The 25,345-nt window shown below is 61.2% G+C and carries 21 protein-coding genes and 3 tRNA genes; 11 read left to right on the top strand and 13 right to left on the bottom strand.

The window, feature by feature from the left end; translation table 11 throughout:
• The first annotated feature begins 112 nt into the window (after window positions 1–112).
• Both C1722_RS05255 and C1722_RS05250 read left to right on the top strand, forming a co-directional pair.
• Window positions 113–889 (top strand): ABC transporter ATP-binding protein, encoded by a 777-nt coding sequence (locus C1722_RS05255; protein ID WP_102378308.1) that lies wholly within the window; start codon window positions 113–115, stop codon window positions 887–889.
• Complete coding sequence (locus C1722_RS05250) at window positions 886–2,061, top strand: ABC transporter permease (RefSeq protein ID WP_102378307.1); 1,176 nt, start codon at window positions 886–888, stop codon at window positions 2,059–2,061. Before C1722_RS05255 ends, C1722_RS05250 begins: the two co-directional genes overlap by 4 nt.
• A gap of 144 nt (window positions 2,062–2,205) precedes the next feature.
• Here the strand turns inward: C1722_RS05250 and C1722_RS16875 are convergent, their stop codons facing one another.
• Entirely contained in the window at window positions 2,206–2,370 is a 165-nt protein-coding gene (locus C1722_RS16875) for a hypothetical protein (protein ID WP_180995043.1), read from the bottom strand.
• A gap of 115 nt (window positions 2,371–2,485) precedes the next feature.
• Window positions 2,486–2,734, bottom strand: a complete 249-nt coding sequence (locus tag C1722_RS05245; protein WP_102378306.1) for a hypothetical protein — start codon at window positions 2,732–2,734, stop codon at window positions 2,486–2,488.
• 217 nt (window positions 2,735–2,951) lie between these two features.
• Here C1722_RS05245 and C1722_RS05240 point away from each other — a divergent pair, with 217 nt between their 5' ends.
• Window positions 2,952–3,233, top strand: a complete 282-nt coding sequence (locus C1722_RS05240) for a hypothetical protein (protein ID WP_102378305.1) — start codon at window positions 2,952–2,954, stop codon at window positions 3,231–3,233.
• Between the two features lie 47 nt (window positions 3,234–3,280).
• Here the strand turns inward: C1722_RS05240 and C1722_RS05235 are convergent.
• A tRNA-Val gene (locus C1722_RS05235) sits at window positions 3,281–3,355 on the bottom strand.
• A 157-nt stretch (window positions 3,356–3,512) separates the two neighbouring features.
• Here C1722_RS05235 and C1722_RS05230 point away from each other — a divergent pair.
• Window positions 3,513–3,587 (top strand) — tRNA-Ile (locus C1722_RS05230).
• A 102-nt stretch (window positions 3,588–3,689) separates the two neighbouring features.
• Here the strand turns inward: C1722_RS05230 and C1722_RS05225 are convergent.
• Window positions 3,690–4,625 carry a DUF1848 domain-containing protein gene (locus C1722_RS05225; RefSeq protein WP_102378304.1) on the bottom strand — a complete coding sequence of 312 codons (936 nt, stop codon included), beginning with the start codon at window positions 4,623–4,625 and terminating at the stop codon, window positions 3,690–3,692.
• Window positions 4,626–4,797: 172 nt separating this feature from the next.
• On the opposite strand from C1722_RS05225, the gene C1722_RS05220 reads away from it, so the two are divergent.
• Together C1722_RS05220 and C1722_RS05215 are read left to right on the top strand one after the other, a co-directional pair.
• Window positions 4,798–5,349, top strand: coding sequence for a YcxB family protein (locus tag C1722_RS05220; protein ID WP_146040606.1), 552 nt, complete (start codon window positions 4,798–4,800; stop codon window positions 5,347–5,349).
• A 101-nt stretch (window positions 5,350–5,450) separates the two neighbouring features.
• A tRNA-Asn gene (locus C1722_RS05215) sits at window positions 5,451–5,525 on the top strand.
• 158 nt (window positions 5,526–5,683) lie between these two features.
• On the opposite strand, the gene trpS is transcribed toward C1722_RS05215, so the two are convergent.
• The 9 genes from trpS to C1722_RS05175 form a co-directional block, all read right to left on the bottom strand.
• Entirely contained in the window at window positions 5,684–6,730 is a 1,047-nt protein-coding gene (trpS, locus tag C1722_RS05210; RefSeq protein WP_102379545.1) for a tryptophan--tRNA ligase, read from the bottom strand.
• Between the two features lie 292 nt (window positions 6,731–7,022).
• On the bottom strand, window positions 7,023–8,516 hold the full coding sequence (locus C1722_RS05205) for a basic amino acid/polyamine antiporter (protein ID WP_102378302.1): 1,494 nt from the start codon (window positions 8,514–8,516) through the stop codon (window positions 7,023–7,025).
• A gap of 19 nt (window positions 8,517–8,535) precedes the next feature.
• A complete protein-coding gene (gene hdcA, locus C1722_RS05200) occupies window positions 8,536–9,489 on the bottom strand; it encodes a histidine decarboxylase, pyruvoyl type (RefSeq protein ID WP_102378301.1) in 954 nt (317 codons plus the stop codon).
• 425 nt (window positions 9,490–9,914) lie between these two features.
• Window positions 9,915–10,250, bottom strand: coding sequence for a 4Fe-4S dicluster domain-containing protein (locus C1722_RS05195; protein WP_102378300.1), 336 nt, complete (start codon window positions 10,248–10,250; stop codon window positions 9,915–9,917).
• 2 nt (window positions 10,251–10,252) lie between these two features.
• Window positions 10,253–10,903: a molybdopterin dinucleotide binding domain-containing protein gene (locus tag C1722_RS17305; protein WP_244902451.1), complete on the bottom strand. Its 651-nt coding sequence runs from the start codon at window positions 10,901–10,903 to the stop codon at window positions 10,253–10,255.
• On the bottom strand, window positions 10,824–12,401 hold the full coding sequence (locus C1722_RS05190) for a molybdopterin-dependent oxidoreductase (protein ID WP_244902450.1): 1,578 nt from the start codon (window positions 12,399–12,401) through the stop codon (window positions 10,824–10,826). The genes C1722_RS17305 and C1722_RS05190 overlap by 80 nt, the downstream gene beginning before the upstream one ends.
• 303 nt (window positions 12,402–12,704) lie before the next feature.
• Complete coding sequence (locus C1722_RS17800) at window positions 12,705–12,974, bottom strand: 4Fe-4S binding protein (RefSeq protein WP_102378299.1); 270 nt, start codon at window positions 12,972–12,974, stop codon at window positions 12,705–12,707.
• A gap of 469 nt (window positions 12,975–13,443) precedes the next feature.
• The gene (locus C1722_RS05180) at window positions 13,444–16,089 is read right to left on the bottom strand and encodes a molybdopterin-containing oxidoreductase family protein (RefSeq protein ID WP_102378298.1); all 2,646 of its coding nucleotides are present in this window, start codon (window positions 16,087–16,089) and stop codon (window positions 13,444–13,446) included.
• A gap of 193 nt (window positions 16,090–16,282) precedes the next feature.
• Window positions 16,283–17,779 (bottom strand): response regulator transcription factor, encoded by a 1,497-nt coding sequence (locus tag C1722_RS05175; protein ID WP_102378297.1) that lies wholly within the window; start codon window positions 17,777–17,779, stop codon window positions 16,283–16,285.
• A gap of 216 nt (window positions 17,780–17,995) precedes the next feature.
• Between C1722_RS05175 and C1722_RS05170 the strand changes: the two genes are divergently transcribed.
• The 5 genes from C1722_RS05170 (at window position 17,996) to C1722_RS05150 (ending at window position 25,339) form a co-directional block, all read left to right on the top strand.
• Window positions 17,996–20,566: a molybdopterin-dependent oxidoreductase gene (locus tag C1722_RS05170; protein ID WP_180995042.1), complete on the top strand. Its 2,571-nt coding sequence runs from the start codon at window positions 17,996–17,998 to the stop codon at window positions 20,564–20,566.
• 2 nt (window positions 20,567–20,568) lie between these two features.
• A complete protein-coding gene (locus tag C1722_RS05165) occupies window positions 20,569–21,390 on the top strand; it encodes a 4Fe-4S dicluster domain-containing protein (RefSeq protein ID WP_102378295.1) in 822 nt (273 codons plus the stop codon).
• Between the two features lie 227 nt (window positions 21,391–21,617).
• On the top strand, window positions 21,618–22,910 hold the full coding sequence (locus C1722_RS05160) for an MFS transporter (RefSeq protein WP_102378294.1): 1,293 nt from the start codon (window positions 21,618–21,620) through the stop codon (window positions 22,908–22,910).
• A 128-nt stretch (window positions 22,911–23,038) separates the two neighbouring features.
• Window positions 23,039–24,271 carry an MFS transporter gene (locus C1722_RS05155; protein ID WP_102378293.1) on the top strand — a complete coding sequence of 411 codons (1,233 nt, stop codon included), beginning with the start codon at window positions 23,039–23,041 and terminating at the stop codon, window positions 24,269–24,271.
• A gap of 366 nt (window positions 24,272–24,637) precedes the next feature.
• A complete protein-coding gene (locus C1722_RS05150; protein ID WP_102378292.1) occupies window positions 24,638–25,339 on the top strand; it encodes an ABC transporter ATP-binding protein in 702 nt (233 codons plus the stop codon).
• The last annotated feature ends 6 nt before the right edge of the window (window positions 25,340–25,345 follow it).

Below are 25,345 nucleotides of genomic sequence, written 5' to 3'. Positions count from 1 at the left end.
CGGTCGTCAAAGTTTTTTCGCTGCCGCGATCGGGCGCCTTTCGGGAATCGGTATACTGGGCTGTACGGCTCAACGAGTCGACAGATGACCGGCGAATCAGGAAACGAGGCCCATGGAACCAGCCATCCGCGCGCAGGGTTTGCGGAAAACCTACCCGCTTTCCGCAAAGCAGCGCAAACTCGAACGAACCGACCAACGGTACAAGACCGCTGTCGAGAACCTCTCTTTCGAAGTGGTGAAAGGAGAGATCTACGGACTGCTCGGCCCGAACGGAGCCGGCAAGACCACGACGCTGAGAATGCTCGCAGCCCTTATCAAGCCCGATTCGGGCGACGCGTGGATCAACGGCGCGAGCATCGTGTCCGATCCGATGGGCGTGCGCATGACCATCGGGTTTCTCACGAGCGAGCTCAAGCTCGAGGAGGTGTTCTCGGCCGACTACCTGTTCGATTTCTTCTCCGAGCTGCATCATATCGAACCGGCAAAGCGCGACGCTCGCAAGAAGAGCCTGTTCGCGCGCTTCGGCATCGAAGCGTTTGCGCAGACCAAGGTGGCCGATCTCTCAACCGGCATGAAGCAGAAGGTGTCGCTCGCCGTGTCGGTCGCCCATGATCCGAGCGTCATCATCTTCGACGAACCCACCAACGGGCTCGACGTGCTGACCGCGAAAACGGTTACCGATTTCCTCTTGGAGCTCAAGGGGGAGGGGAAGACCATTTTGCTGTCGACCCATATCTTCAGCCTGGTCGAGAAGGTGTGCGACCGTGCGGGCGTCATCATCGGCGGGCGCATGGTCGCAAACGGAACGCTCGACGAGCTGACCGGAGACCGCTCTCTCGAAGATGCCTTCTTCGACATGTATCGCATGACGGTGGGTGATGCATCGTGAAAAGCAGTGTGCTGACTATCGCGAAGAAGGAGCTCGCTCGCTTCTTCAGCAACAAGGCATCGGCCCTCATCGCTATCGTCCTGCCGGGCCTTCTGATCTTCGGCATGTGGTCGATCATGGGCAACGCCATGTCGGGCATGATCTCCGGAGACGGGACCGATCAATCGACGATTGCCGTCGTCGGCCTTCCGGCGAGCGTCGAGCAGATGGCCGACGCATCGGGGATCGACCTTGTCGAGAGCGCAAGTATTCCGAGCGCCGAAGAGATGCGCGAGCAGATCGACAAGGGGGATGTTTCGGCTTTCGTCGTGTTCCCCAACGGATTCGACGAAGCGGTCGCTTCCTACGATACCGCTTCGGGCGCGGTGGCTCCGCAGGTCGAGGTGTACTACAATTCGGCCGACTCGTCGTCGAGCAAAGCGTATGCGTCGTTTGTGGCCCTGCTCGATGCCTACGAATCGTCGCTTTCCAATAAGTTCGACGTGAATGCAGGCGAAGCAACCTACGATGTCGCCGAAGACAAGGACCTCGCGGCTACGATCATCGTGTCGATCGTGCCGATGCTGCTGCTTATCCTTTTGTTCAGCGGATGCATGTCGGTCGCATCCGAAGCCGTTGCGGGGGAGAAGGAGCGCGGAACGATGGCGACCATGCTCGCGACGCCCATCAAACGCAGCGATATCGCATTGGGGAAGATTCTCGCACTGGCGCTCATCGGGTTGGCTATCGCCGCTTCGAGCGCTATCGGCATCTTTGCCAGTTTGCCGAACCTCACCCAAGGCGAACTCGATATAAACGTGTACGGCGCGCCCGAGTACCTGCTGCTTGCGCTCGTCATCTTCTCGACGACGCTGCTCATCGTCATGCTGATCACCGTGGTATCGGCGCTGGCCAAGACCACGAAGGAGGCGCAGCTGTACCTGACGCCGCTTATGATCGTGGTCATGGTGATCGGACTGCTCGGCATGTTCGGCGACGGCGCGAAGCCCGAGCTGGGGTACTACTTCATTCCCCTGTACAACAGCGTGCAGTGCATGATCGGCATCTTCACGTTCGATTTCCAGCCGGCGGCTGTGGTGGCATGCGTGGCAAGCAACCTGGTATACACCGGCATCGGAATATACGTGCTCCAAAAGATGTTCAAGAGCGAGCGGCTCATGTTCGCTCGGTAGCCAAGCCGACGATCAAGGGGCTCGGTTCGTACGAAAGGCCGGCGAGGGGTTGCAGTCCCTCGCCGGCCTTCGCAGTCGCTTATGCGGTTGTGCTCGGGTGCGGTTTCGTTGGCGGATGCCGCGACCTCGGCGAACCCGCACCGCCTATTTGCCCATGCTGCTCTCAAGATCGGTCTTTGCGTCCTCGGCGGCATTCCTTGCATCGTGTGCAGCGTCTTTTGCCGCGTTGCCGGCGTCGTGGGCGGCATCCTTGACGGCGTTTTTCGCATCGTTAGCGGTGTCTTTGATCTTGTTCATGATATCGGACATGGGATCCTCCATTCGTTGATGTTCTCTGTCAACGAATATTCTAGGAGGAAACCTTTGGTGCTGGATGAGGTACGGAAACGAATGCCCAACAAGACGGTGTCGGCTGCAGCCGCCTCTATTTCTCGGGCGGGTCGATGACGAGGGAATCGGGCGGTTCCGACCCTTTGGGAACGAGGACGAGCGCGTAATCGCAGGCGCTTGCAATGCCCGCCACGGTGCCGCACTCGAGAGTGCCGCCGGTGTTGTCGGCCTGAGTGACCAGTGCGTTTACGTAGTTGCGCGTTTTGCCGATGCTCTTGCTGATGCCCGCCTGACTTTTGCCAGACGAGCAGATTGCCACGCGCAGTGCGTCTTGTGCTTTCATCGAACGACCTCCTTTGCCTCAATATGATACCATACGCCTAGTATGTATTGTGTGTATATGATGAATTGACCTACTATATATTGTGCATAGTTTCTAATGGGCATATAGTGAACCTACGCAGAGGAGGGGACATGAAAACGGGTATCCACGCAGCCTTGCCAGTCAAGGGGTGCTCACCGCCGATTCGGAGCGATGGCTCTAGGAGGGTGACTGTATCGTGGGAGGTCTTTTTTGCGGTGGCTCGGTTACGGTATCCATCGAATTCATCGACAATTTAAGGAATGCGGCAAACTCCGCCGGCGATTTGGCTCGTGCGATCGAATGTACGCGCATGGCCGTTTGCTCCGAGCTGAGCGATCCGGAGATGTACATCGAAGGCACGCTCAACGTGCTGCTGTTTTCTGCCGAGCATGTGCATGCGAGCACGGTTGCGCTCTGCGAAGAGGCCGAGATGATTTTAGAGGATCGGCGGACGGAAGCGCTCGGGCATCCGAAATAGTGTCATGAAAAAAATCAGGCCACCGGGAGCCGATGGCCTGTTGTTTATGGTGGTCGCTACAGGATTTGAACCTGTGACCCCCGCCGTGTGAAGGCGATGCTCTCCCGCTGAGCCAAGCGACCGAACGCGCATTCGAAAAGCCGTGCTTTCCGCGTGCTCGAAGTATTTTAGCGGTCATGTCGTCCGAGCGCAAGTGAGAATCTGATATTCGGGGCTTACGGTATAGACGGACTTGCGATAGAATACTGACTCGCGCGAGAAAGCATGCGCGGAACCCGCGGGCCTATAGCTCAACGGTGGAGCAGAGGACTCATAATCCTTTGGTTGCAGGTTCGAATCCTGCTGGGCCCACCATTCTAAATTCAGATGAAACTCCCTCGTTAGGGAGTTTCGTTTTTCACGATCCGCAGCATTCACTGTCTTCGCTGTAGGGTTGCGCGGCATCCCTTGCGTCCTTTACAGCACGAGCCTTGTCTGCGCAACGAGCAAGCTCGTTGCCTTTCTGTCGGCGATGACATCGCCCGGTTCGGCACGGTCGCACAGCATTTCGGATAAGGGGTCGTACGCGTCGAACCTCCTCGGGGCGTTGCGTTCGCCGCCGCCGTTCGCATAGCAGTACACGCAACCGTTCGCGCAGGTGTCGTACGCGCCGATGTCGACGCTCGGTATGCAGTAGCATCCCTCGCGCGAGCTCTCCGTACCCGTTTCGGCGACGTTGAGGCCGGTTGCCCGTTCTACGAACGAGGCGTCGATGCAGCCTACGCGCTTCATGCCCGCCGCTTCGAGATCCATCGAGCCGCAGCCGCCGCATTCGATTCCATACGACGCCGCAATGGCGCTGAGCGATTTCGCAAGAAAGGTTTCCTTCTCGGGTGCTACGCATTGCAGTCCCCGTCTGCCCATAAGGCGTTCTATCTTCGGGTACACGTCGAGGAAGCTGATGCGACATTGCGAGGTGAAGCCTTCGAGGCGCTTGGCGAACGTTTCAAAATAGTGAAGATGGTGGGAAATCGTATAGCGCTTGCTTATGAGGATGGGGCTGTAGCGCCATACCATGCGATGGGGCCCGACGGCGGCGGAGAGCTCTTGGAAAGTCCGAATGAGATCGGCTTTCGGTGGCAGCGCCCCTTCGATATCGGCCCCGTATGCATTCAGCGTGAACTGCACGTAATAGGGGTACGGGGAAAGCTCGTCGAGGCGCTCGAGCATGGGTTCGGGATTCTTCGTCCAAAACGCAATGCAGTCGATGGCTTCCGGAGTAAGGGGCACACGGGAAACGCTTGAGCGGTTCATGGGGTTTCGGACGAGAGCGTAGCCTTCCGAAAGGCGGTTGAGAAGCCAGTCCATATGGAATCGAGGTATGTCGGTGCGACGCGACGCGCTGACGATCATGATGTTTTCAGGCTCCCTTCATCCATTATCGCATCATTCAGTATAGCAAACAAATGTTCGTAGTAAAACCTTAAACATTCTGAAGGTTGTGCACCCGTTCTCCAACGAAACGATGAAAGGCTGCCGATGTCCATCGGGCATCCATATGGCGGCGGTAGCGTGGTGGGGATATATGAACAGCGAAACGGCATACGGCGAAAAGGATGTGGACGCACCTGTGGATGCGGTAGCTCGAAGCAACGTGACGCTTACGATGGGCGACTATCGCGAGTGGCTTGGCGGAACGCATCTCAAGGTGCTCAATACGCTTGCCCTTCCCGTTGCGCTGCTCCTGATGTTTATTTGCGCCGTCCTCTTGCCGTTCGATGCGTTTTTCCATATCGCCAATCACGATATCATGATGGAAGCGGCAGGCGTGGCCGCCGTGCTGCTTGCGATGCGTTTCATCGTTCCGATCGTTTTCGGATACGTCGCGTTCAAACGAGCGCGACCCCGCGGCGGTGCGGTGGAGCACGAGGTGGCGTTCTTCGGCGATCGGGTCGAGGCGGGAGGTGAAAACGGCGAGCTTGTCGTTTTCTACGAAGATGTCGAGAGAACCGATCAAACGGAGCACCTGTTCGTCATGACGTGCAAAAAACAGGGAGCATTGATCGTGAAGAAGGAGGCGTTTTCTTCCGAGGAGCTTGCCGCTATCGAGCGTTTGACGAAGGGATCGGCGGTTTGAGGTAACCGCATGTCAAAAAGTATTCGAACGGTTTGAAATTCGGTATTGCCAAACATCCGGGTTGCGGTATAATTTCCACTTGCGCATGAAGCGCAGCCCATTCCTCGGTAGCTCAACGGCAGAGCATCCGGCTGTTAACCGGAGGGTTGTAGGTTCGAATCCTACCCGGGGAGCCATAGTTGATTCGTTCGAACCCCTTTCGGGGTTCGAATTGTTTTCGGATCAAGAAGCGAAGGACCTATGCGGGCTTCGCCGTCGGCAATCCGGCTGAAAACGCGCATAGGGGCTCCTCTCGGATGCCCCGATGCGCGGACAGAGCTTCTGAGGCGGGATGCTAATACACCATGCCCATCGTCGCTCGCACTTCGTCGAGCGTAGCGTCGGCGATTTCGTTTGCGCGGCGATTGCCCTCGTGCAGCACTTCTTCGATATAGCCCATATCCTGAGCGAGCTTTTGCCGGCGGGCGCGGATGGGGGCGAGGTAGCCGTTCACGCTTTCGGTGACGTACTTCTTCAGCGTGCCCGATCCGCCATCGCCGATCTCGGCGGCGATCTCCTCTTCGGTGCGGCCCGTGCACAGCGCCGCGGTGGTCAGCAGTGCCGATACGCCGGGGCGCGCTTCCGGGTCGAACGTGATGGTGCGATCCGCATCGGTTTGGGATTTCTTGATGAGCTTCGCCGTCTCCTCGTCGGTGGAGGAAAGCGAAATGGCGTTGCCGTAGCTCTTCGACATCTTGCGGCCGTCGAGGCCCGGGATGGCGGGCGAGTTGTTCAGCAGGCCGTCGGGTTCGGGAAACACATGGCCGTAGCGCTCGTTGAAACGTCGTGCGATCTGGCGGGTCTGCTCGATATGGGGCATCTGGTCTTTGCCGACGGGTACGATGTTGCCCTTGCAGAACAGGATGTCGCACGCCTGGTGCACGGGATAGGTGAGCAAAAGGCCTGTAAGCGTGTGGCCCGAGGCCTCCATTTCCGCCTTAACCGTGGGATTGCGTAGAAGCTCGGCCTCGGTTACGAGCGAAAGGAACGGAAGCATGAGCTGGTTTAAGGCGGGAACGGACGAGTGCGTGAAGATGATGGTCTTCTCGGGATCGATGCCGCAGGCGAGATAGTCGATAACCATGTTGCGTACGTTGTCGGCAATGTTTTCGGTCGAATCGCGATCGGTGATCACCTGGTAGTCGGCGATGATGATGCGAGTTGCCACGCCGAGGTCCTGGAGCGCCACGCGTTCGCGGATCGTGCCGAAATAATGGCCGAGGTGCAATCGCCCCGTCGGCCGATCGCCCGTCAACATGGTGTACTTCTCGGGATGTTCGGGAAGGTCGGCGCGAATCTCGTCGGAGCGCTTGCGGCTCGCCTCGTAACTGTCGATGCTCATAGCGGTTTCTCTTTCGTGGTCGTACGGATATGCGAATACGATCACACCAGTATAGCGTTTTTCGCGTGCGCGCCGAAGAGCTTTATGCGCCTCGCGCCCTGATTGCGCCCGACCGTTGCATGCGCATACGGGCTGCATGTCCCTTTGGCGCATGCGCCGTGCGCCCCGGTGCTCACGCGGGTCTTAGCGGCGCCGCGCTGCGCGCGCCGCGGGGCTGCTTGGATGAAAAATGCGCCTCGCATGATGGATGCGAGGCGCCTGGGGTGCGGTTTGCCGTGTGGGATACGGGCTTCTAAAAATGACCGAACTGCAAGACCGAGTACACGGCACCGGCGATGCCGAGCGCGATCACCACCGCAACGATGATCTTTTCTTTATTGGTGAACAGCTTCGCCTTCGCGTCGTGCTGTTTGACCCCCGCGATGTAGAGCGGGATGCCGACGGCGTACACGATGCAGGCCACCATGAGGTAGTTCAGGCCCGCCGCGTAGATGAGCCAGAGCCCGTAGACCGATCCGATCACGCCCGTGACGATGGCGCTCGTGCGGCTCGCGAAGATGCCCGTGGGGTAGCTGTCCTTCTTGAGGGCGATCTTGAAGAGGAACAGCGTACAGAACAGATAGCACGGCAGCGCCATGACGCTCGTGATGCTGATCATGGTCGTCCAGGCGTTGCTGCCGATGAAGTACGATGCGACGAGTACCACCTGGATGACGATGGTCGTCCACAGAAGCGATGTCGACGGTGCGCTCTTCTTGTTCTCCTTCTCGAATGCCGTGGGGAAGATGCCGTCTTTCGCTGCCGCGAACGGCATCTCGCCGAGCATGAGCATCCAGACGAGCCACGAGCTCAAAACCGAGATGATGACGCCGGCGTTCACCATGATCTCGCCCCAGCTGCCGAACGACTGGAGCATGATGGCGGCCATCGAGGGATCGGCCATCTTGCCGACGGCCTCCTGCGAATCGACGCCCAAAGGCAGCAGGGAGACGATCACGTACAGCCCGAGCGTGACCAAGAAGCCGATCATGGTCGCCTTGCGCACGGCGGTCTGCGACTTCGCCCTGCCCGACACCACGACCGCGCCTTCGATGCCGAGGAACAGCCACAGCGTCACGAGCATGGTCGACTGCACCTGCGGCATGACGTTGGCCCAATCGAGCGTGAGGGCAACGCCGTCTTTCATGCCCCAGAAGTTGTCCATGAAGACCGAGAACTTGAAGATGGTCGCAACGGCCAGGATGAAGATGATCACGGGTACCAGTTTGCCGATGGTGCCGATGATGTTCAAGAAGCTCGTCTGCTTTGCACCGCGCAGCGCAAGGAAGTACATGATCCACGTGATGATGGACCCGCCGATGATGGAAGGTATGTTGTTGCCTCCGGCGAAGTCGGGAATGAAGTAGTTCAGGGTGGCCATGATGAGCACCGAGTACGCAACGAGTGCGAAGCAGTTGCAGATCCAGTACCCGTACGCGACGAAGAACCCGACGAGCTTGCCGAATCCCTTCTCCGCATACGCATACAGGCCGTTGGTCAGCTCGGGGCGCGCTGCCGAAAGGATGCGGAACGTGTTCGCGATGAACCAGATTCCGACGCCTGTCACCAGCCAGGCGATGATGATGGCTCCCGCGGAGGCATCCTGCGCCATGTTCTGCGGAAGGTTGTAGATGCCTCCGCCGATCATGGCGCTGATGACGATGCCGACCAGGCCGATGAGGCCTACTTTCTTGGTGCTGTCTTGGGTCGGTGCTCCGCTGGAACCGGAAGATGATTTGTCTGCCATGATTCCAGTCCTGTCTCAATTACCCTTGCGCGATATCGGTAAGGGGTTGGAAGTTCATTTCCTTCAGCCATTCGGTCAGGTTGATGTCGTTGAGCGATGTGAAGCCGTCTGCGGGAACCGCGTTGCGCGCGAGCGTGACGTAGGGGCCGACGGTGATGGCGTTGCCGATCTCGCCGGGTTTCATCATACGGTAGGCGAAGCCGACGTAGGTGCGGTCGAACAGCACGTTGGAGTCGCGTCCGCACTCGACGACGGACCAGACGATCTCCTTGCGATGGTCTTCGAGGAATGCGATCATGTCCTCTTCGTTATCGTTTTCGGTCCATACGCCCGCATCCTCGATGAACAGGTCTGCCGAAAAGTCGCGGTCGGCGGAAAGGGATATGGCGATGAAGGACCACACGCCGTACGCCTCGCCGTCCTGAAGCTCGCCCGACTTCGGGCGGTATGCCGTGATGCCCTTGTTCGCGCAGATGGTGTGAGCGCCGGGGATGAGGTGGTAGCGGCGGTTCTCCTCGGTGCCGAAGAGCTCCTTGCCGGCATCGAGCAGCGGTTGGGCGTCGAACACCTTGAGTTCGGAGCCATCGAACTGCTTCACGGAGAACAGCGGCTGGCTCTTGCCCGACGTGATATCGTCATGGCGGGCGAGGTCGTAGCCCCAAACCTGGCCGGCCATGCCGCAGAAGGACGAGGCGGTGAGCATGTTGATCTGCCCGATGTAGGCATCGGCCGCTTCTGCCTTGTCGTAGGTGACGATGCGGTCGATGAGCCCGTCGTCGGTCTTCTCGACGGTGCCCGCCGAGACCTTCAGGATCGACACGTAGCCGTTGCCGTAGGCGCCGGGCATGCCGTAGCCGTCGCAGTAATCGTCGTAGGGGCTGATGGCGGTCTTGTCGATGTGGGGGGCACGCATATGCTCGTGCTTGTGCTGGGACAGCGCGAGGGCGCGGTTCCTTCTCTCTTCGAGACTCATGGGTGGTTCCTTTCGTTCGTGACGCTTTACAGATTCGGTTCGGAGCGCTTCGCTGCAAGCGTTCGGTCCGCCGCCTTCCGTCAAGGCCCTGCTGCTTCGGCGATTCCGGTGGGCTGAGCGTTTGCTTGCTCGGTTAACCTTGGCCCGATAATACGACCGCGAAAGCGTCCGTGGTTCCCTAACGGCTCGATCGAAAACGTTTCGTACCTCTTTTGAAGCTGGGACGTAACGTTTGAAAATTTGTTACCTAAATTGTGCTATACGGGGGAGACCGCCTTGCGGGCATGCGGGAAAACGGGCCCGAACATTGCTCGGGCCCGTTTGGGAAAAGATGGTACGAACTGCGGTAATGTGGTAATTGACCCGTTTCGAGCCGCTTTGATTGCGTCTGATGCGCCGAACGCCGAACGGGATCGGGGCCTCGGTCAGGCCACGCAGAACAGCGCTTGTTCGGGTTTCTCGGCGAGCTTCCTCGAAAGCTCCTCGATCGGCCCGTACTCCATGCAGCGCGCCTGGCAGTGCTGCACGCACGTCGGCGCCTTGCCCTTCGCCGTGCGGTCGGCGCACAGGTCGCACTGGCGGGTCGGTACGGGCAGGTACCCGTACTGCCAGGTCGTCTCGTCTATCTGCCAGGGTCCGATCTCCTTGACGAGGATGCCGCATTGCCCAACTGGCATCGTGTGCTCCATCTGGCAGGCCATTTCGCACGAATGGCATCCGGTGCACCACTCGTGGTCGATCAACAAACCGTAACGGGTCATGGCTATTCTCCTTCCTCGACCTTGTATATCTTGCAGATGCTGTTTTTGTAGTTCGCACCGAACCCGCTCTTGCCGGGCGACCAGGGAAGCAGGGCGTTGATGTTGTAGTCGAATACCTCGAAGAGCTTTTCGGGATCCGATTCGGGCAGCCACCAGGCGTGGTCGGCTGCAACCATGCGCGGATCGACGATCGGCGTGGATTTGACCTTGCGCTTCGCGCGGCCCAGGTGGTTTTCGACCCACACCCAATCGCCGTCGGCGAGGCCGAGCGCTGCGAGCGTCTCGGGATGCACCTCGACCGTCGGGTTCTTCTTGTACGCGCGCAAACGATCGATTTGGCGATGCTCCGAGTGGAACGATGCCCAGTCGCGCGCGCCCGTGGTCAGGATGAGCGGGTACTCCTCGAAGAGCTCGGGCGTCGATCCGGGTCCCGGCTCGGGTTCGACGAAGTAGGGAAGAGGATCGAGGTGCACGTTGTTGTAGTAGTGCGACCACAATTCGATGCGCCCGGTCTGCGTATTGAAGCCGGGCTGCCCGTCGGGACGCAGCAAGCCCTTCTCGAAACGGCGGTACTCAAACGGCATGTAGGCGGGCGCAGCTTTTTGCAGCTCCTCGAACGTCATGCCCGTCTCTTCGAGTATCTCGCTGTACATGTCCTCGGTGTTGTCCCACGGCCAGGCGTCGGGGTTGAACANCACATCGAGATGTGAATAAGAGACGGGGGAGGGTGGGGGCGGGCAGCCCCACGTCGGCGACCGCCATGATGGTGGGCGTCTTGAACAGGTCGACCGCCACCACGAAGTCGAGCATCTTGAGCCCCTCGTAGGTGTATTTCGGCTGGGCGCCCGCGCAGGCGAGCACGTTGCTCGTCTGCAGGAAGGCGGCGCGCAGCTTGTAGGGCTTCTCGGTGTGGAGTGTTTCGGCCCACACGTCGGGATGGAGCATCTGCGGCCCCTTGTCGAATATCTCGTAGCGCTCGGGCCCGATGCGCTTGGCCCACTGCTCCTGCGAAAGGATGTCGCCGCCCCAGCCCTTGAGGTAGTTGAGTATCTCGGGCGGCACGATGAGGCCGCCGGGAACGTCGAGGTTGCCCGTGATGCTGAACAGTGCGAGCACCGCCTGCGCAACGGGAACCGTCTCTTTGGTCATGTCGATGGCGAGGCCCCACTGCAAAGCGGCGTTGTTGCTCTTTGCGAGCAGGCGCGCGGTGCGCACGATCTGGTCGGCGGGAACCCAGGTGATCTCGGAGACCTTCTCGACGGGGTAGCCCTGCACGCGCTCGGCGAGCTCCTCGAAGCCGTAGCACCATTTGTCGACGAAATCGCGATCGTAGAGGCCTTCGTTGATGATGACGTTGAGCATTCCGAGCGCGAGCGCGCCGTCGGTTCCGGGGCGTACCCGCAGGTGCTCGATCGCCTTGTTGGAGAGCCAGGTGACGCGCGGATCGATCATGACCACCTGCATGCCGCGCTTCATGAGGTCGATGACCCAGTGACCGAACAGGCCGTCGGAGTTGGACACGAGCGGATAGTTGCCCCAGATGAACATCGTCTCGGGCGGCTGGTACTCGGGGTTTTCGTAGCGGTCGGCGAACTGCTGCGAGCAGTCGGCGACCCAAAACGAGCCGGTCTGCGCGAAGCAGCCGACGACGCGGGGAAGGTAGCAGGCGATGCCGGCCAGCGGGAACGTGTCGTTGGGCGTGCCCATCGTGGCGGCGAGGCGCGTGATGTAGGTGGCGATGTCGCGCCCCGTGCCGTGTCCCGTGAAGATGGTCTCGGCGCCGTAGGTGTTGGAGATTTCCTTGAACGTGGTGTAGATGAGATCGTACGCTTCCTCCCAGCTGATGCGCTCCCACACGTCCTTGCCGCGATTCTTCGGGTCGCGCTTCATGGGGTAGCGCAGCCGGTCCTTATGATGCGTCACGTCGGGAACGGCAAGGCACCTCATGCACAAGCGGCCTTCCGAAAAGGGATTCTCGGGGTCGCCTTCGCACTTGACGAGCGTGCCGTTCTCGTCGGTGTAGAGCAGCACCCCGCAGCCATCGTGGCATCCCGGCCCCGACCATGCGACCGAGCGGGTGACCGTGAGCCCGTCCTCTTCGTATTGGAACGGTTTCTCATGCGGGACCAGTACGTATCCTCTGTCTTCCATGCAACTTCCTCCTTGAGTAGTGATTGCCGTGCGTTTAAGTGCGTCTACTAAGGACTTCGCTGCTGCCGCAGCGCTCGTTCGCCTCCCGTGCATATCGGTTGCACCGTGTTCGCTCCCAGCCCTATAAAGCAAAACGAAAATCGTGGCTCCATTGTGGGAAGAATGCGGTGAAAATCTGCCTACTGCGGATGTGAATTGCTCGATTTCAGCGTACTGCTGCGAGTAGTAATTGATGGTAGACAGCTCTTTGACAAGGGAAAATGCGAATAGCGAATACTGTCATGCGATCGCATGCGTGCGAACTCATGCGCGGTAGGGGCGTGCTCCCGGCGCGGCGATAACGGGCCGGTCCGTTTGGGCGGGGACGCTGCCGATTGCATCGCTTCCGCACGCTTCTGCGCATGCGTGGCATCGAATGCATCGGGTGCGATCGAATCGGGGTGCGGCGGAGCCCTCGTCGAAAGAGAGGGCGCCTTCTACGGGGCAGGCCCGCTTGCACTCCCGACAGCCGTTGCAGTGGGACGGATCGTGCGAAATCGTGGATGCGGCTGCGAATCGGTACGGTGCGCTCATGGGATTCCTTTCAGGTGCAGTGCGTTGAGACAAAGGGGCGTTCGGAAGCCATGGGCGAAAGGGTGCCGATCCTTCTTGCAGCGGAACCCTCTGCTCGCGGCAGAAAACAGGAGTTTTTCGTCATCTCGGGGCTATGAGATACCGGTAATGCAGCCGCCCGCGTTCGGATGCCTGCATGTGGCCAGTTCAGCGACTTGCGGCAACATGCTATGCCCGAATGTGCTTCGGACGAACTCATACAGCGACGAAATACTCCTGTTTTCTGTCATTTTCGGGCCTGCTCGCTGCCAGGGCAGGAGCTACCCGGTTCCTGTAACGGGTAGCGATAACAATACGTGCCTTACCCCGCGGTACTTGGCGGAGGCCACCCGTTTGCTCCACGGGCGGCCGCCAAGTAGCCCAGCGGTTCGAGCCGTGCGGGGGAGTTGCCGTGCGGTCGGCGTTTGCCAGCCAACCGCACGGCAGGAAGTTAGCCCATCTTCTTGACGTCGGCGAAGGCGAGGTGCTCGTACTCCCGGTGGAAGAAGCCCTCCTCGTTGCCGTCGATGAAGTCCTCGACGGGCGATTCGGAGTCGACGCGATCGGCTCCGTCGATGCAGGAGTAGATAGTGCAGAGCAGGCCGCGTGCGATCCACTGGCCGCCTGCCGGGTCGAGCGACTCGTAGGAGTCGTCGGTGAGCACGTTGCCGTTCGAGTCGAACACTCCTTGCGACCATGGTTCCTCCGAGGGAAGCTCGGGGAACCACCAGCTCGGCTGCGCCATCACGGTGCCGCGCTTGAGGCCCCACTCGAGCTTGGCCTTTTGGCGGATGCGCCCACGCGGCGTCTCGATCCATACCCAGTCGCCGTCGCGGATACCCGCGATGCGCGCGTCGGTCACCTGGATCTGCACGATCGGATCGGGCCACATCGAGCGGGTTCCGCAGCCGGGCACGCGCCACTCGGAATGGAACATCGGATTCCAGCGGCCTCCCACGGTGAGCCTGAACGGGTACTTCTTGGCGAGCTCGGGGTTCGAGCGTGGCGTTTCGGGCAGCTCGCGGTAGGCGGGGATGGGGTCGTAGCCGATCTCCTGCATGATGCTCGAGAATATCTCGGCCTTGCGCGACGGGGTGGCGAAGCCCTTGATCTGGCCGTTCGGCAGTTCCTTGGCGTACTTCCAGAACTCCACGTCGCCGGGTGCCCAGACGGTGTTCTCGACGGCCTGCTCGTAGGTGATGCCGGTGCGCTCGAAGCGGTGCGCGATGGCCTCCTCGTAGGTCTCCCACGGCCAGTGCTCCTCCTGGCCGAGGGCCACGCCGAGCGCACGGAACATATCGTAGTCGCTGCGCCTGTCGGCGACGGGGCGCGACATGCGGTCGCCGATCAGGAACACGTCCATCGCGTCTTCGTTCGTGGTCGCGATCGGGCGTTCGAGCGAGTCGGCGGCGGGCAGGATGTAGTCGGCGAGCGCCGCCGTCGGCGTCTTCCAGTACTCGGCCACCACGAGCAGGTCGAGCTTTTTGAGCGCCTCGTAGACGTGCTTGGTGTTCGGGGCCCAGGCGAGCGGGTTGGAACCCCAGGCGATCATCGCCTTGACGGGGTAGGGCTCGCCCGTGAGGATGGCGTCCCAGGCGAGCGTGGGCGCCACGAGCAGCTGGTGCAGCATGGGGCGCGGGATGTTCCACATCTTGCGGTAGCACTTGTCCACACGGGTGAAGCCCGGCCAGCTCATCATGCGGTACGTGTCGTTGCCGAGGAACTTCTCGCGCATCTCGTCGGACACGAGTTCGGAGAACTCCAGCTCGGCGTCGCGCAGGGGGAAGCGCTTGGTGCCGTCCTCTTCGACGAGTCCCGGATCGGCGAGGTACTCGCCCCCGCGGTTGTCGACGTTGCCGGTGAGGATGCGTAGCATCGTCTTCGCGATGCCCGAGCCGGTGGAGTTGTAGCCGTGCTGGTCGCCGCCGCCCACGCCCCAGGCGATCCATGCGGGCCCGTTCGTCGCGTAGATCTGCACGGCGTCGGTGAGGCGGTTCGCCCCGACGCCCGTGATCTCGGCGGCCATGTCCATCGTGTACTCGCTCATGCGCTCGGCGATCCGCTCCAGCACGGTCACGCAGGTCATCGGCGTGCCGTCGGCACGGGTGAGCGTGAACTCGCCGCGCAGCGCCGCGTCCACCTCGCCGTCGCGGTAGTAGCGGTTCTCGTCGGAGCACCATTGCAGAGGCGCGCCCGCGATGTCGTCCCAGACGACGAAATCCTCCTCTTTTCCGCGAGCGTCGATGTCGGATGCGCGCACGAGCTGGCCGCTTTCCTTGTCGATCAGGAACACCGCGTTGCTCCAGTACTTCAAGAACTCCTTATCGTAGAGGTCGTTCTCGATGATGTAGTTGATCCAGGCGAGCATGATGATGAGGTCGGTGCCCGGATGGATGGGCAGATGCACGCTCGCGTGCAGCGCCTCGACGCCGGCGAACGGGTCGATCACGATCAGGCGCGCGGGATTCACCTTGCGCTCGGTGGCCGCGGTGATCTCCTCCCAGATCTTGCCGTAGGCGGTTCCCTTCTCGTAGGGGCGGCAGCCCCACACCACGATGGTGTTCGCCTCCGATCCGCACGGCGGCATGGTGGTCTCGATCGGCCAGCCCACCATCGACATGTTGAGCGTGTAGGTCCAGCACCAGCACACGGTGCCCGGGTCGATGATGTTGCCCGGGTTGCCGAACAGGTTCGTGAAGCGCGTGCGCGCCCACAGATGATCGGAGCGGTATGTGCCCTCGGATACGATGAGCGATTCGGGCCCGTATTCCGCCTTGATGGCGGAAAGCTTCTCGGCGATCTCCCGTATCGCCTGATCGTAGGGGATTTCCTCCCACTTGTCCTCACCGCGCTCGCCCGCGCGCTTGAGGGCGTGGTTGATCCGTTTCGGATGGTAGTGGAACCGCAGGAACTTGTGCCCGTCCTTGCCCATGCGCTCGCAGTGCTCCGCCTGCGGTTCGAGCGCCTTGAGCTTCACGAGCTTCCCGTCTTTGCTCCCCCCGTACAAAAGGCAGTGCCCGTGGCAGAAGAAGCAGCGCCCCTTCGTCCATTTGATGCCGTCTTCGTCGATGTAGTTGTTCGGATAGCGATCGGCCATAGTCTGGCTCCCTTCTGGTCTCGTCCCTTCCTGAAATCAGGCCTCGGTCGACGCGGCAGACGTTGCTCAGCCGCCGAGGCCGCGGTTCACCTCCCATCCGGTATAGGGTTCGGGATCTTATGGTCGGGCAGCATCGGCGAGAGGAATAGACGGCCGAGAATATGAAAGGCGCGAAAACGCGGGCGCGGGCGTACTACTCGGGGCAGTAATTGCCCTCCACCATATCGATGAGCTCCTGTTGGGAGTGGATGTTGAGCTTGCGGTAGATGCGGTAGCCGTGGGTCTTGGCGGTGTACACCGAAATGTAGAGCTCGTTGTGGATGTGCTCGGCGTTGCGGCCCTTGGCGAGCAGCAGGAACACCTCGGTTTCGCGGGGGGAGAGGTCGAACCGCTCGCAGATGGCGAGGCACTTCTTCTTCCAGGCGCCCTTGGCCCCCTCGCTCTTTTCGCCCTGCTCGAGAATCGACAGGGTTCCGTCCTCGGCCATGGAGAGCACCTCGACGGCGACGTTGGACTTGTACGACACGATGGCGGGGATGAGCGTGGTGAGAAACGCCATGGCCAGGCAGCTCGGAAGCACGGTCGACTCGGGATCGAGCCCGAGTCCGACGAACACGGTCTGAAGGCCCCAGCCGAGCGCCAGGCCCTCGAAGGGCGCGATGGTTCCCTGCGAAAAGTGGAAGATGGGCAGAAGCTCGTGTTTGTAGGCCATCATGAGCAACGTGTTCCAGTGCGATAGGAAGTAGAAGCTCAGGCCCGCGGCGATGGCCGCAAGCGGATACAGGCGAAGATGCGCCTCGAGAAACGGCGCGGCGATGAAGCACAGGGCGAAGATGGGGAACAGGATGCGCTCGACGGTCGTGATGCGGGGCACGCGCCTGAGCACGATGATGACGAATGCGGAGATCGCGCCGCCGAGAAACACGCTCGCGACGATGGCGTACGACGCCGTTTCGGTGCCGAACGCCGAGAACATGAAGGCGAGCGTGAACCCGAAGAACGCGCCCATGCACAGAGGCGTGTAGCGGGTGCGCGAGAACAGCTGGAGCTTCTGGCCCGAATCGCTTTCGCCCTCGTCGCTTTCGGGCTGGGCCATGCGCTGCGAGCACACCATCTGCAAGAGCGCCGATACGAGGTAGGCACCGAAGGCGAGCGGCATGTCGAGCTGGAGGGGGGCGAGCTTGATGAAGACGCACAGGCACGCCACGAGCAGAATCGACCAGGCGAGGCGCTTCGCCGTCGTGCGGTTGTACGACTCCTCGCGGTCGAGCGTCGCCCAGATGCTGCCCCACGAGAGCAAGAGCAGGCTCATCGAGACGCCGAGCATGATCCAGGCGATCGACGCGACGAACAGCGGCGCGATGTCGGTGTAAAGGCCCCATATCGTCACAGCGAGGATGGGCACCGCCAAAGCAACGATCAGGGCGAACAGCCGCTTCGTTTTGGCGTAGTCCGAAAGGCGCACCGCGAGCTTCAGATGGGTGGCGAGCTGCGTGAGCGCCATAGCCGCAAGCGCGCAGAGCCTCACGAACAGCTCGGAGAACAGATCGGTGCTGCCGGGGTGGAAGATGCCGCCCATGAACGCGGCGAGGAACCACGCCCAGAAGCAGGCGAACCCGACGATCATGAGAAGCGAGGTCATCTCGGCGCGCTCGTCGCGCACGATGACAGGGTCGAATCCGTCAGCCATGGGTGCCTCCAGCGAGATCGGCGATCAGTAATGCCCAGAGTAGTACAGAAGAAAAATACCGACGGTAGTAACGTCGTCCGTCCGTTTCATATTCTAGGCAGATAGCCCTTCCGTTTGCAAGGGTACATTCTTACCAAAGTGCCGAATCCGCAATCCGCGGGTCGAGCATGGCATGACGAGACCATGCGGCAAACGTATATAAGGAAGGGGAAGCACATGGCAGAAACACCTCGCTATCCGTCGAGCGACGGAACCACGAGATTGACGACCTGCTCTACCTCGGGCCCGATGTTCGTCCACGTGAAAGACGACAAGATCGTGCGCATCGAGCCGATGCAGTTCGAGCCCGGCGAAGCCAAATCGTGGAAGGTCGTGCAGAACGGCAAGGAGTACAAGCCGCCGCTCATCCAACCGCTTCTGCAGTGGGGCTTGGCTTCGAAGCAGTCCGTGTATTCGGAGAATCGGGTGAAGTACCCGCTCAAGCGCGTCGACTGGGATCCCAACGGCGAGCGCAACACCGAGAACCGCGGCGTGAGCGGATACGAGCGCATCTCGTGGGACGAGGCGTATGCGATCATCGAAACCGAGATGCGGCGCATCCTCGACACCTACGGGCCCTCGGCGTTCGCCTATTCGTACTCGGCGCATCCGGAGTGGGGCTCGCTCCACTTCCTCTTCAGCGACCTGTTCCGCTTCTGGCACATGATCGGCGCCACGCACCGCGAGTTCACGCCGAACTCGTGGGAGGGCTGGGCGTGCGGCGCTCCGTTCCTCTGGGGCGACTGGCAGGGCCATGGGCTGCCGCCCGCGACCGACTCGCTGCAGGACATCACGCGCGAGAGCGAGCTCATCATCTTATGGGGCACCGATCCTATCATGCACAACACCTACAACGGCATCGACACGGGCCGTCTTTGGAAGTACTGGAACGATCTCGGCAAGCGCGTCATCGTGATCGACCCGCTCTACAATGAGACGGGCATGTTCACCGCCGATTCGTGGATCCGGATCATTCCCGGCACCGACAACGCCATGGGCTGCGCGATCGCCTACATCTGGATCACCGAGGGGCTCTACGATCAGGAGTACCTCGACACGCACGCCGTCGGGTTCGACGAGGATCACCTGCCCGAGGGCGCACCTGCCGGCAAGTCGTTCAAGACCTACATCCTGGGCGAAGCCGAGGACGGCATCCCGAAGACGCCGGAATGGGCCTCAAAGATATGCGGCGTTCCCGTGCGCGTCATCAAACAGATCGCCTACGAATGGGCTTCGAAGCCCACTTCGATGTGGGTGCTCACAGGCGGCGCCTGCCGCCGCACGTTCGCCCACGAGTTCGCGCGCCTGTTCGGCACGCTGCAGGTCATGCAGGGATTCGGCAAGCCCGGCGTGAACATGCTGAGCCCGGGTCTGTTCATCGCGGGCCCCTACGACGGCGAGAAGCAGATAGGCCCCACCGGCTACGCCGACGGCGGCATGAACGTCGTGCTCGACAACTACTACCCGAACAAGGTCAAGCAGTCCATCACATTCCAGAAGTTCTACGACTGCGTGTACAACCCGCCCCAAAAGTGGCACGGCGGCCATCAGGACAACTTCAATCCCGAGATGTACCTCGAGACCTGCGAGTACCCGATGCCCGGCCACTCCGAATGCCATTTCTACTGGCAGCGCGGCGGCACGCTCACCAACCAGCCCGGCAAGATGCTGCGCGACCACGTGGCGTACAAGAGCCCGAAGGTCGAGACGTTCGTGGTAGCCGACGTGTACTTCAACCGCGATTGCCGCTACGCCGATCTCGTGCTGCCGATCACGACGCTGTTCGAGCGCCAGGACATCACCGAGCCCGGCAGCGTGGGCCAGTACGTGCCCACGGCGGTCATCAACCTGCGGAGCGCGGTGTACAGCAAGAAGTGCATCGAGCCCATCGGCGAGAGCAAGACCGACCTCGAGATATTCGAGGAGCTGGCGCGGCGCCTGGGCTACGGCGACCAGTTCATGGAGGGCAATACCGAGGAGACCATCCTCGAGAAGATGTACACCCGCACGAACATCCCGATGGAGTACGACGACTTCAAGGAGAAGGGCTACTACGTCTGGCCTGCGATCGAGGATTACGTGGAGAACAAGCAGTGGAAGGATTTCTACGAGGATCCCGAGAACCATCCGCTCGACACGCCCACGGGCAAGGTCGAGATATTCTCTACGCTGATCTGGAACTACTACGGGCCCGACAACCCCGAGATCCCCGTGGTGCCGCACTACATCGAGGAGAAGGAGGGCCGATACGACCCGCTCGCCGAGAAGTACCCCTTCCAGGACCTCCAGGCGCACCCGAAGTTCCGCTTCCACGGAAAGTTCGACGACTGCGAGTGGCTGACCGAGAACTACAAGGTGTACGGACCCGACGGCTACCCGTACGAGCCCGCCTACATCAATCCCGACGATGCCGCGCGCTTGGGGATAGAGCACGGCGACATCATCCGCGCGTTCAACGATCGCGGGGGCGTGCTTGCCGGAGCGCAGCTCACCCACCGCGTCATGCCGGGCGTGGTGTGGCTGACCTACGGCGCGTGGAACGATCCGCTCGAGCCGACGCCGTGCAAGCTCGACCGCAGCGGCGACATCAACGCGATCACCAATCCCGATCCGATGTCGGTGCACCACGTGGGCGGCGCGTACAACTCGACGCTCGTCGGCATCGAGAAGGCCGATTTGGAAGCGCTTGCCCGGGAGTACCCGGAAGGGTTCGCCGGCAAGTACCGTACGAGCAATTGGAAGGGGTAACCATGAAGACGATACTTGTCGATCCGGATCGCTGCATGCAGTGCTGCCTGTGCCAGCAGGCGTGCAAGGACGAGCACTGCGACAACGACTGGTCGCCCATTGCCAAGCCCCAGGGCAAAAGCCAGTTCTGGGTCAAGTGCAACGAGACCGAGGTGGGCAGCGGCACGCGCATGAAGCTTCACCGTGTGACGGTCATGTGCCAGCACTGCTCGAACGCTCCCTGCATCGCGGCGGGCGAGGGTGCGGTGTATCGCCGCGAGGACGGCTACGTGATCATCGATCCCGAGAAGGCCGTCGGCAACAGGGCCATCGCCGAGGCGTGCCCGTACGGTGCCGTGTACTACAACGAGGAGCTCGATCTGCCGCAAAAATGCACGATGTGCGCGCATCTGCTCGATATGGGATGGAAGCAGCCGCGCTGCGTGACCGCCTGCCCGGCCGACGCGCTCACCTACGTCGACACCGACGAGTTGACCGTCGACAACATGTACGCGCCCCTCGAGCGTTTGCATCCCGAGTACGGCACCGACCCGCAGGTCGCTTACGTGAACCTGCCGAAGCCCTTTATCGCGGGTGCCGTGTACGATCCCAAGGCCGACAAGTGCTTGGCGAACGTGCTGGTCACCGCTACACATATGGTGACAGGCAAGGCCTCGTCCGCCTATTCGGACACGCTTGGTGAGTTCCGCCTCGTAAAGCTCGATCCAGGGTTCTACACCGTGTCGTTTTTCAAGGACGGCTACTGCTACAAGGAGCTGTCGAAGATCGATGCGAGGGTTTCACCGAACATCGAAGACGTGGTGCTCTACCCACTGCCTTCGTGAGCGGAATACCGTCTGGCCTCCGAGGGATCGGCGGCCAGACGGAACTATCATGCCGGAAATAGGTAAGAAAGGATGTATGCTATGTGTTTCCGNCCCGGAGCGCCGAAGGCGCCTGGTTTGTAGGCCTCGAAACGGGGCCGTCTCAGGCAGTGCAGTTCGCACGGCGTTCGGGGTCCGGCAAACAAGGGGTGGTGCCGGCCCCGCGAACGCGGTTGACAGGGGGATGTATGAACGCAACGTTGGATCGATCAGGAAGAACGAAGAAGCCGGTGCCGCGCTACGCGTGGGTCATCCTGGCCGTCGTGTTCCTCGCAAGCCTCGCCGCGCCGCTCAACTTCGTCAAGGCGCCGGGCATCGCGACGACGCTTATGCCGTACTTCGGCATCGGGGTCGAGGAATTCGGCTGGATCATGGCCATCTTCTCGGTAATGGGGATCATTCTCGCGTTTCCGGCTGGCTTTATCATGCAGCGCTTCGGGGTGAAGCGCGTCGTCCTGCTTTCCGTGGGGTGCTGCTTCGTCGGCTCCACGATGGGGGCGCTTTCGACCGAGTTCTCGCTGCTGCTCGTGAGCCGCTTCATCGAAGGCGTGGGCAACAGCATCATCTTCGTCGCCGCGCCGGCGGCGCTCATCGCGTGGTTTCCCTCCGAGCGGCAGGGTGTGGCGCTCGGCGTATGGGGCACCTGCATGCCGTTCGGAACGTTTCTCATGCTCAACATCGCACCGACGCTCACCAACCAGTACGGGTGGCAGTCGGTGTGGTGGTTCGGCTCGGCGGTGGCGGCGGTCGCGTTTCTGCTCTACGCGGCGTTCTTCAAGATGCCGGTCGCGCCGTACTCGGACGAGGCGAAGCACGTGAGCCACGCCGAGAATACGAACAAGACTTCCGTCAGGGAATTGGCCATGGTTCTCAAGGTTCGCGACGTGTGGCTGGCGGGATTCATCTTCGGATGCTTCAACTTCGTCGTGGCCACCGTCATCAACACGTACTATCCGTTGTTCCTCGAAACCGAGGTCGGGCTCACCAACGTGGTGGCTTCGTCCATCACCGGAATCCCCGAGCTGCTCTCGATCTTCGGCTGCCCGATCGTCGGCTTGGTCGCCGATCGGCTCGGCGCGAAGAAGGGGCTGCTCGTGGCGGGGTGCATCATCCTCGGCGTGACGAGCTCGCTTGTGTTCTTCGCTTCCTCGGCGCCGATGGCCATCGTCCTCATGGCGTGCCTCGGCGTGTTCTCGCCGCTCGTCTCGACGGGCGTGCGCCTCGTCATCCCCGAGGCGACCGGCAACGACCACCTGAAGGCGGGCATGGGAAACGCGGTGCTTTCGTTCTGGCAGAACTTCGTCGGGCTCGCGGGTCCCGTCCTCGCCGGCTTCTTCGTCGTGAACGTAGGGTGGGTGGAAACGGGTCTATGGCTGTTCGCGCCGCTGTTCGTCCTCGCGCTGGTCGCTTCGGTGCTCATCAGGTCGGGCAAGCGGGCCGAGCGGGCACGGGCCGAAACGTTTCGCAAGCGAAGCACGTGATGCCATACGGTGTACGCGTACTCGCAATGCACATGAGTTCGAAGTGCTCGGATACCAAAAAACCTTGCACGGGATTTTCATGGGATTTTCAATCAAATCGTATCCTCATCGGATAAAAGGGGGTTTCAATGTCAGCAACAGCAACAGCAACCCAGGCGATCGACAATCGCCCCACGCCGCGCTACGCGTGGGTGATCCTCGCCGTCGTATTCGTCGCAAGCTTCACCGTTCCGGTGAACTTCTTCAAGGTTCCCACGCTCGGACCCGTCATGATGGAGGCGTTCGGTTTCACGCCCGATACCTTCGGCTGGCTCATGTCGGTGTTCACCATCGTCTCGATCGTGCTCGCGTTTCCCGCTGCGGGCATCGCCAAGAAGGTGGGCATCAAGAAGATCTCGCTTGTCGCCATCGCCTCGTGCATCGTGGGCGGCCTCATCGGCGTGTTCGCCACGAGCCAGGGTATGCTCCTCGTCTCGCGCGTGTTCGAAGGCGTGGGCATGGGCTTCTTCGGCGTGCTCGCGCCTGCCGCTCTGGCCCAGTGGTTCCCCGCGCGGCGCTTCGGCCTTGCGGCGGGCATCTGGGGCATCTGGATGCCGTTCGGATCGGTCGTGATGATGAACCTCGTGCCGGCGCTCTACTCTTCGACGGGCGCATGGCAGACGATCTGGTGGTTCGCCATCGGCTTCTCGATCGTCGCTTTCATCCTGTTCCTCATCCTCTATAAAGAGCCCGACCAGGATGTGCAGCCCGCAGCCGAAGACCAGAGTGCGGCGCCCGCGAAGAAGGTCAGCATGCTCAAGGCCTTCAGCGTGAGCCTCATCATGCTCGGCATCATGTTCGCCGTGTACAACGTGTGCATCAACGGCACCGTCAACACGTTCTTCCCGACGTTCTTGCAGATGGAGCACGGGATGGACATGGCCGCTGCCGGATTCATCACCTCGGTCATCACGTTCATGAACATCATCTGCTCGATGGCTGCGGGCGTGATATCCGACAAGCTCGGCACCCGTAAGTGGTGCATCGTCGGCGCGCTCGTCATCCTCACGATCGCTTGCTGGTTCCTCTTCAGCTTCACGAGCGACAGCATGATGTGGATCGCGATCGTGCTGTGCGGATTGTTCCCGCCGTTCGTTTCGACCTGCGCCACCGCCGCCGTCCCCGAGATCATCCCGAACAAGGAGAACCAGGGAACCGGCATGGCGATGCTCGGCTTCTCGAGCAGCATCGGCTCGTTCGTGGGCGGCGTGGCCCTCGGGTGGCTCGTGCCCTCCATGGGCTGGTCGATGGGATCGCACGTGCTGCTCATCCCGCTGCTCGTGCTGGCGATCGTCTGCACGCTGTTCATCAAGGTGCGCTAAGCGCCTGTAACGTAGCGCAGGGTTGCGGACGGCGCGTTTGTTCGCGGCCCCGCTATTCGCCGTCGCGTTCGACGACGCTTGCTCGATGGCGGCACGGTGCCCTGCAGGGTTGGTTATCCTGTGGGGCACTTCTGCCTTTCGATGCGCCGCGTCGACCGCTCTTTTTGCCCGTTTCTGATACCGCCGCGCTTTTGGCAGGTCTCGCAACGGTCGATGCGCGGACCCCGGTCGATGCGCGACCGGGGCCTGATTCCGTCCGACTGCAGCGTGCATTGCGCGACGGTACTGCTTTATCGCGAAACCGTGCCGATTTTCTGCTGCTCCCGAACAACGCCTATAATGGATGAAACCGACGGAGGAGTCAGTATGGCGTTCGTGGAGTTTCGCGATGTGCGGAAGACATACAGGATGGGCGAGGTCGAAGTCGCTGCGGTCGACGGTATGACCTTCGATATCGAAGAAGGCGAGCTCGTCGTGGTCGTAGGACCTTCGGGCGCCGGCAAAACCACGCTTCTGAACATGCTCGGCGGCATGGACTCGTGTACGTCGGGAACCATCGTGCTCGACGGTCGCGAGGTGAACTCGTTCGACGCGAGGGAGCTTACGTACTACCGCCGCTACGACATAGGTTTCGTGTTCCAATTCTACAACCTCGTGCAGAATCTTACGGCGCTCGAGAACGTGGAGCTCGCTTCCCAGATATGCAAAGACCCGCTCGACGCCGCCGACGTACTCGGACAGGTCGGCCTCGGCCACCGTCTCGACAACTTCCCGGCGCAGCTCTCAGGCGGCGAACAGCAGAGGGTCGCCATCGCACGCGCCCTTGCGAAGAATCCGAAACTCCTTTTGTGCGACGAGCCCACCGGTGCGCTCGACTACCAGACGGGCAAGGCGATCCTGAAGCTGCTGCAGGATACGAGTCGGGTCATGGGCCGCACCGTCGTGCTCATCACGCACAACCAGGCCTTCACAGCCATCGCCGATCGCGTGATCCACGTCCGCGAGGGCAGGGCCGCAGGCGTGGAGGTCAACGAGCGTCCGGTTTCGGCTGAGACGATCGAGTGGTAAGGGTCC

The organism is Raoultibacter timonensis, assembly GCF_900240215.1.
Classification (GTDB): Bacteria; Actinomycetota; Coriobacteriia; order Coriobacteriales; family Eggerthellaceae; genus Raoultibacter; species Raoultibacter timonensis.
Note: the sequence above shows the minus strand (reverse complement) of the source record. Positions and strands in the feature narration are given on the sequence as shown.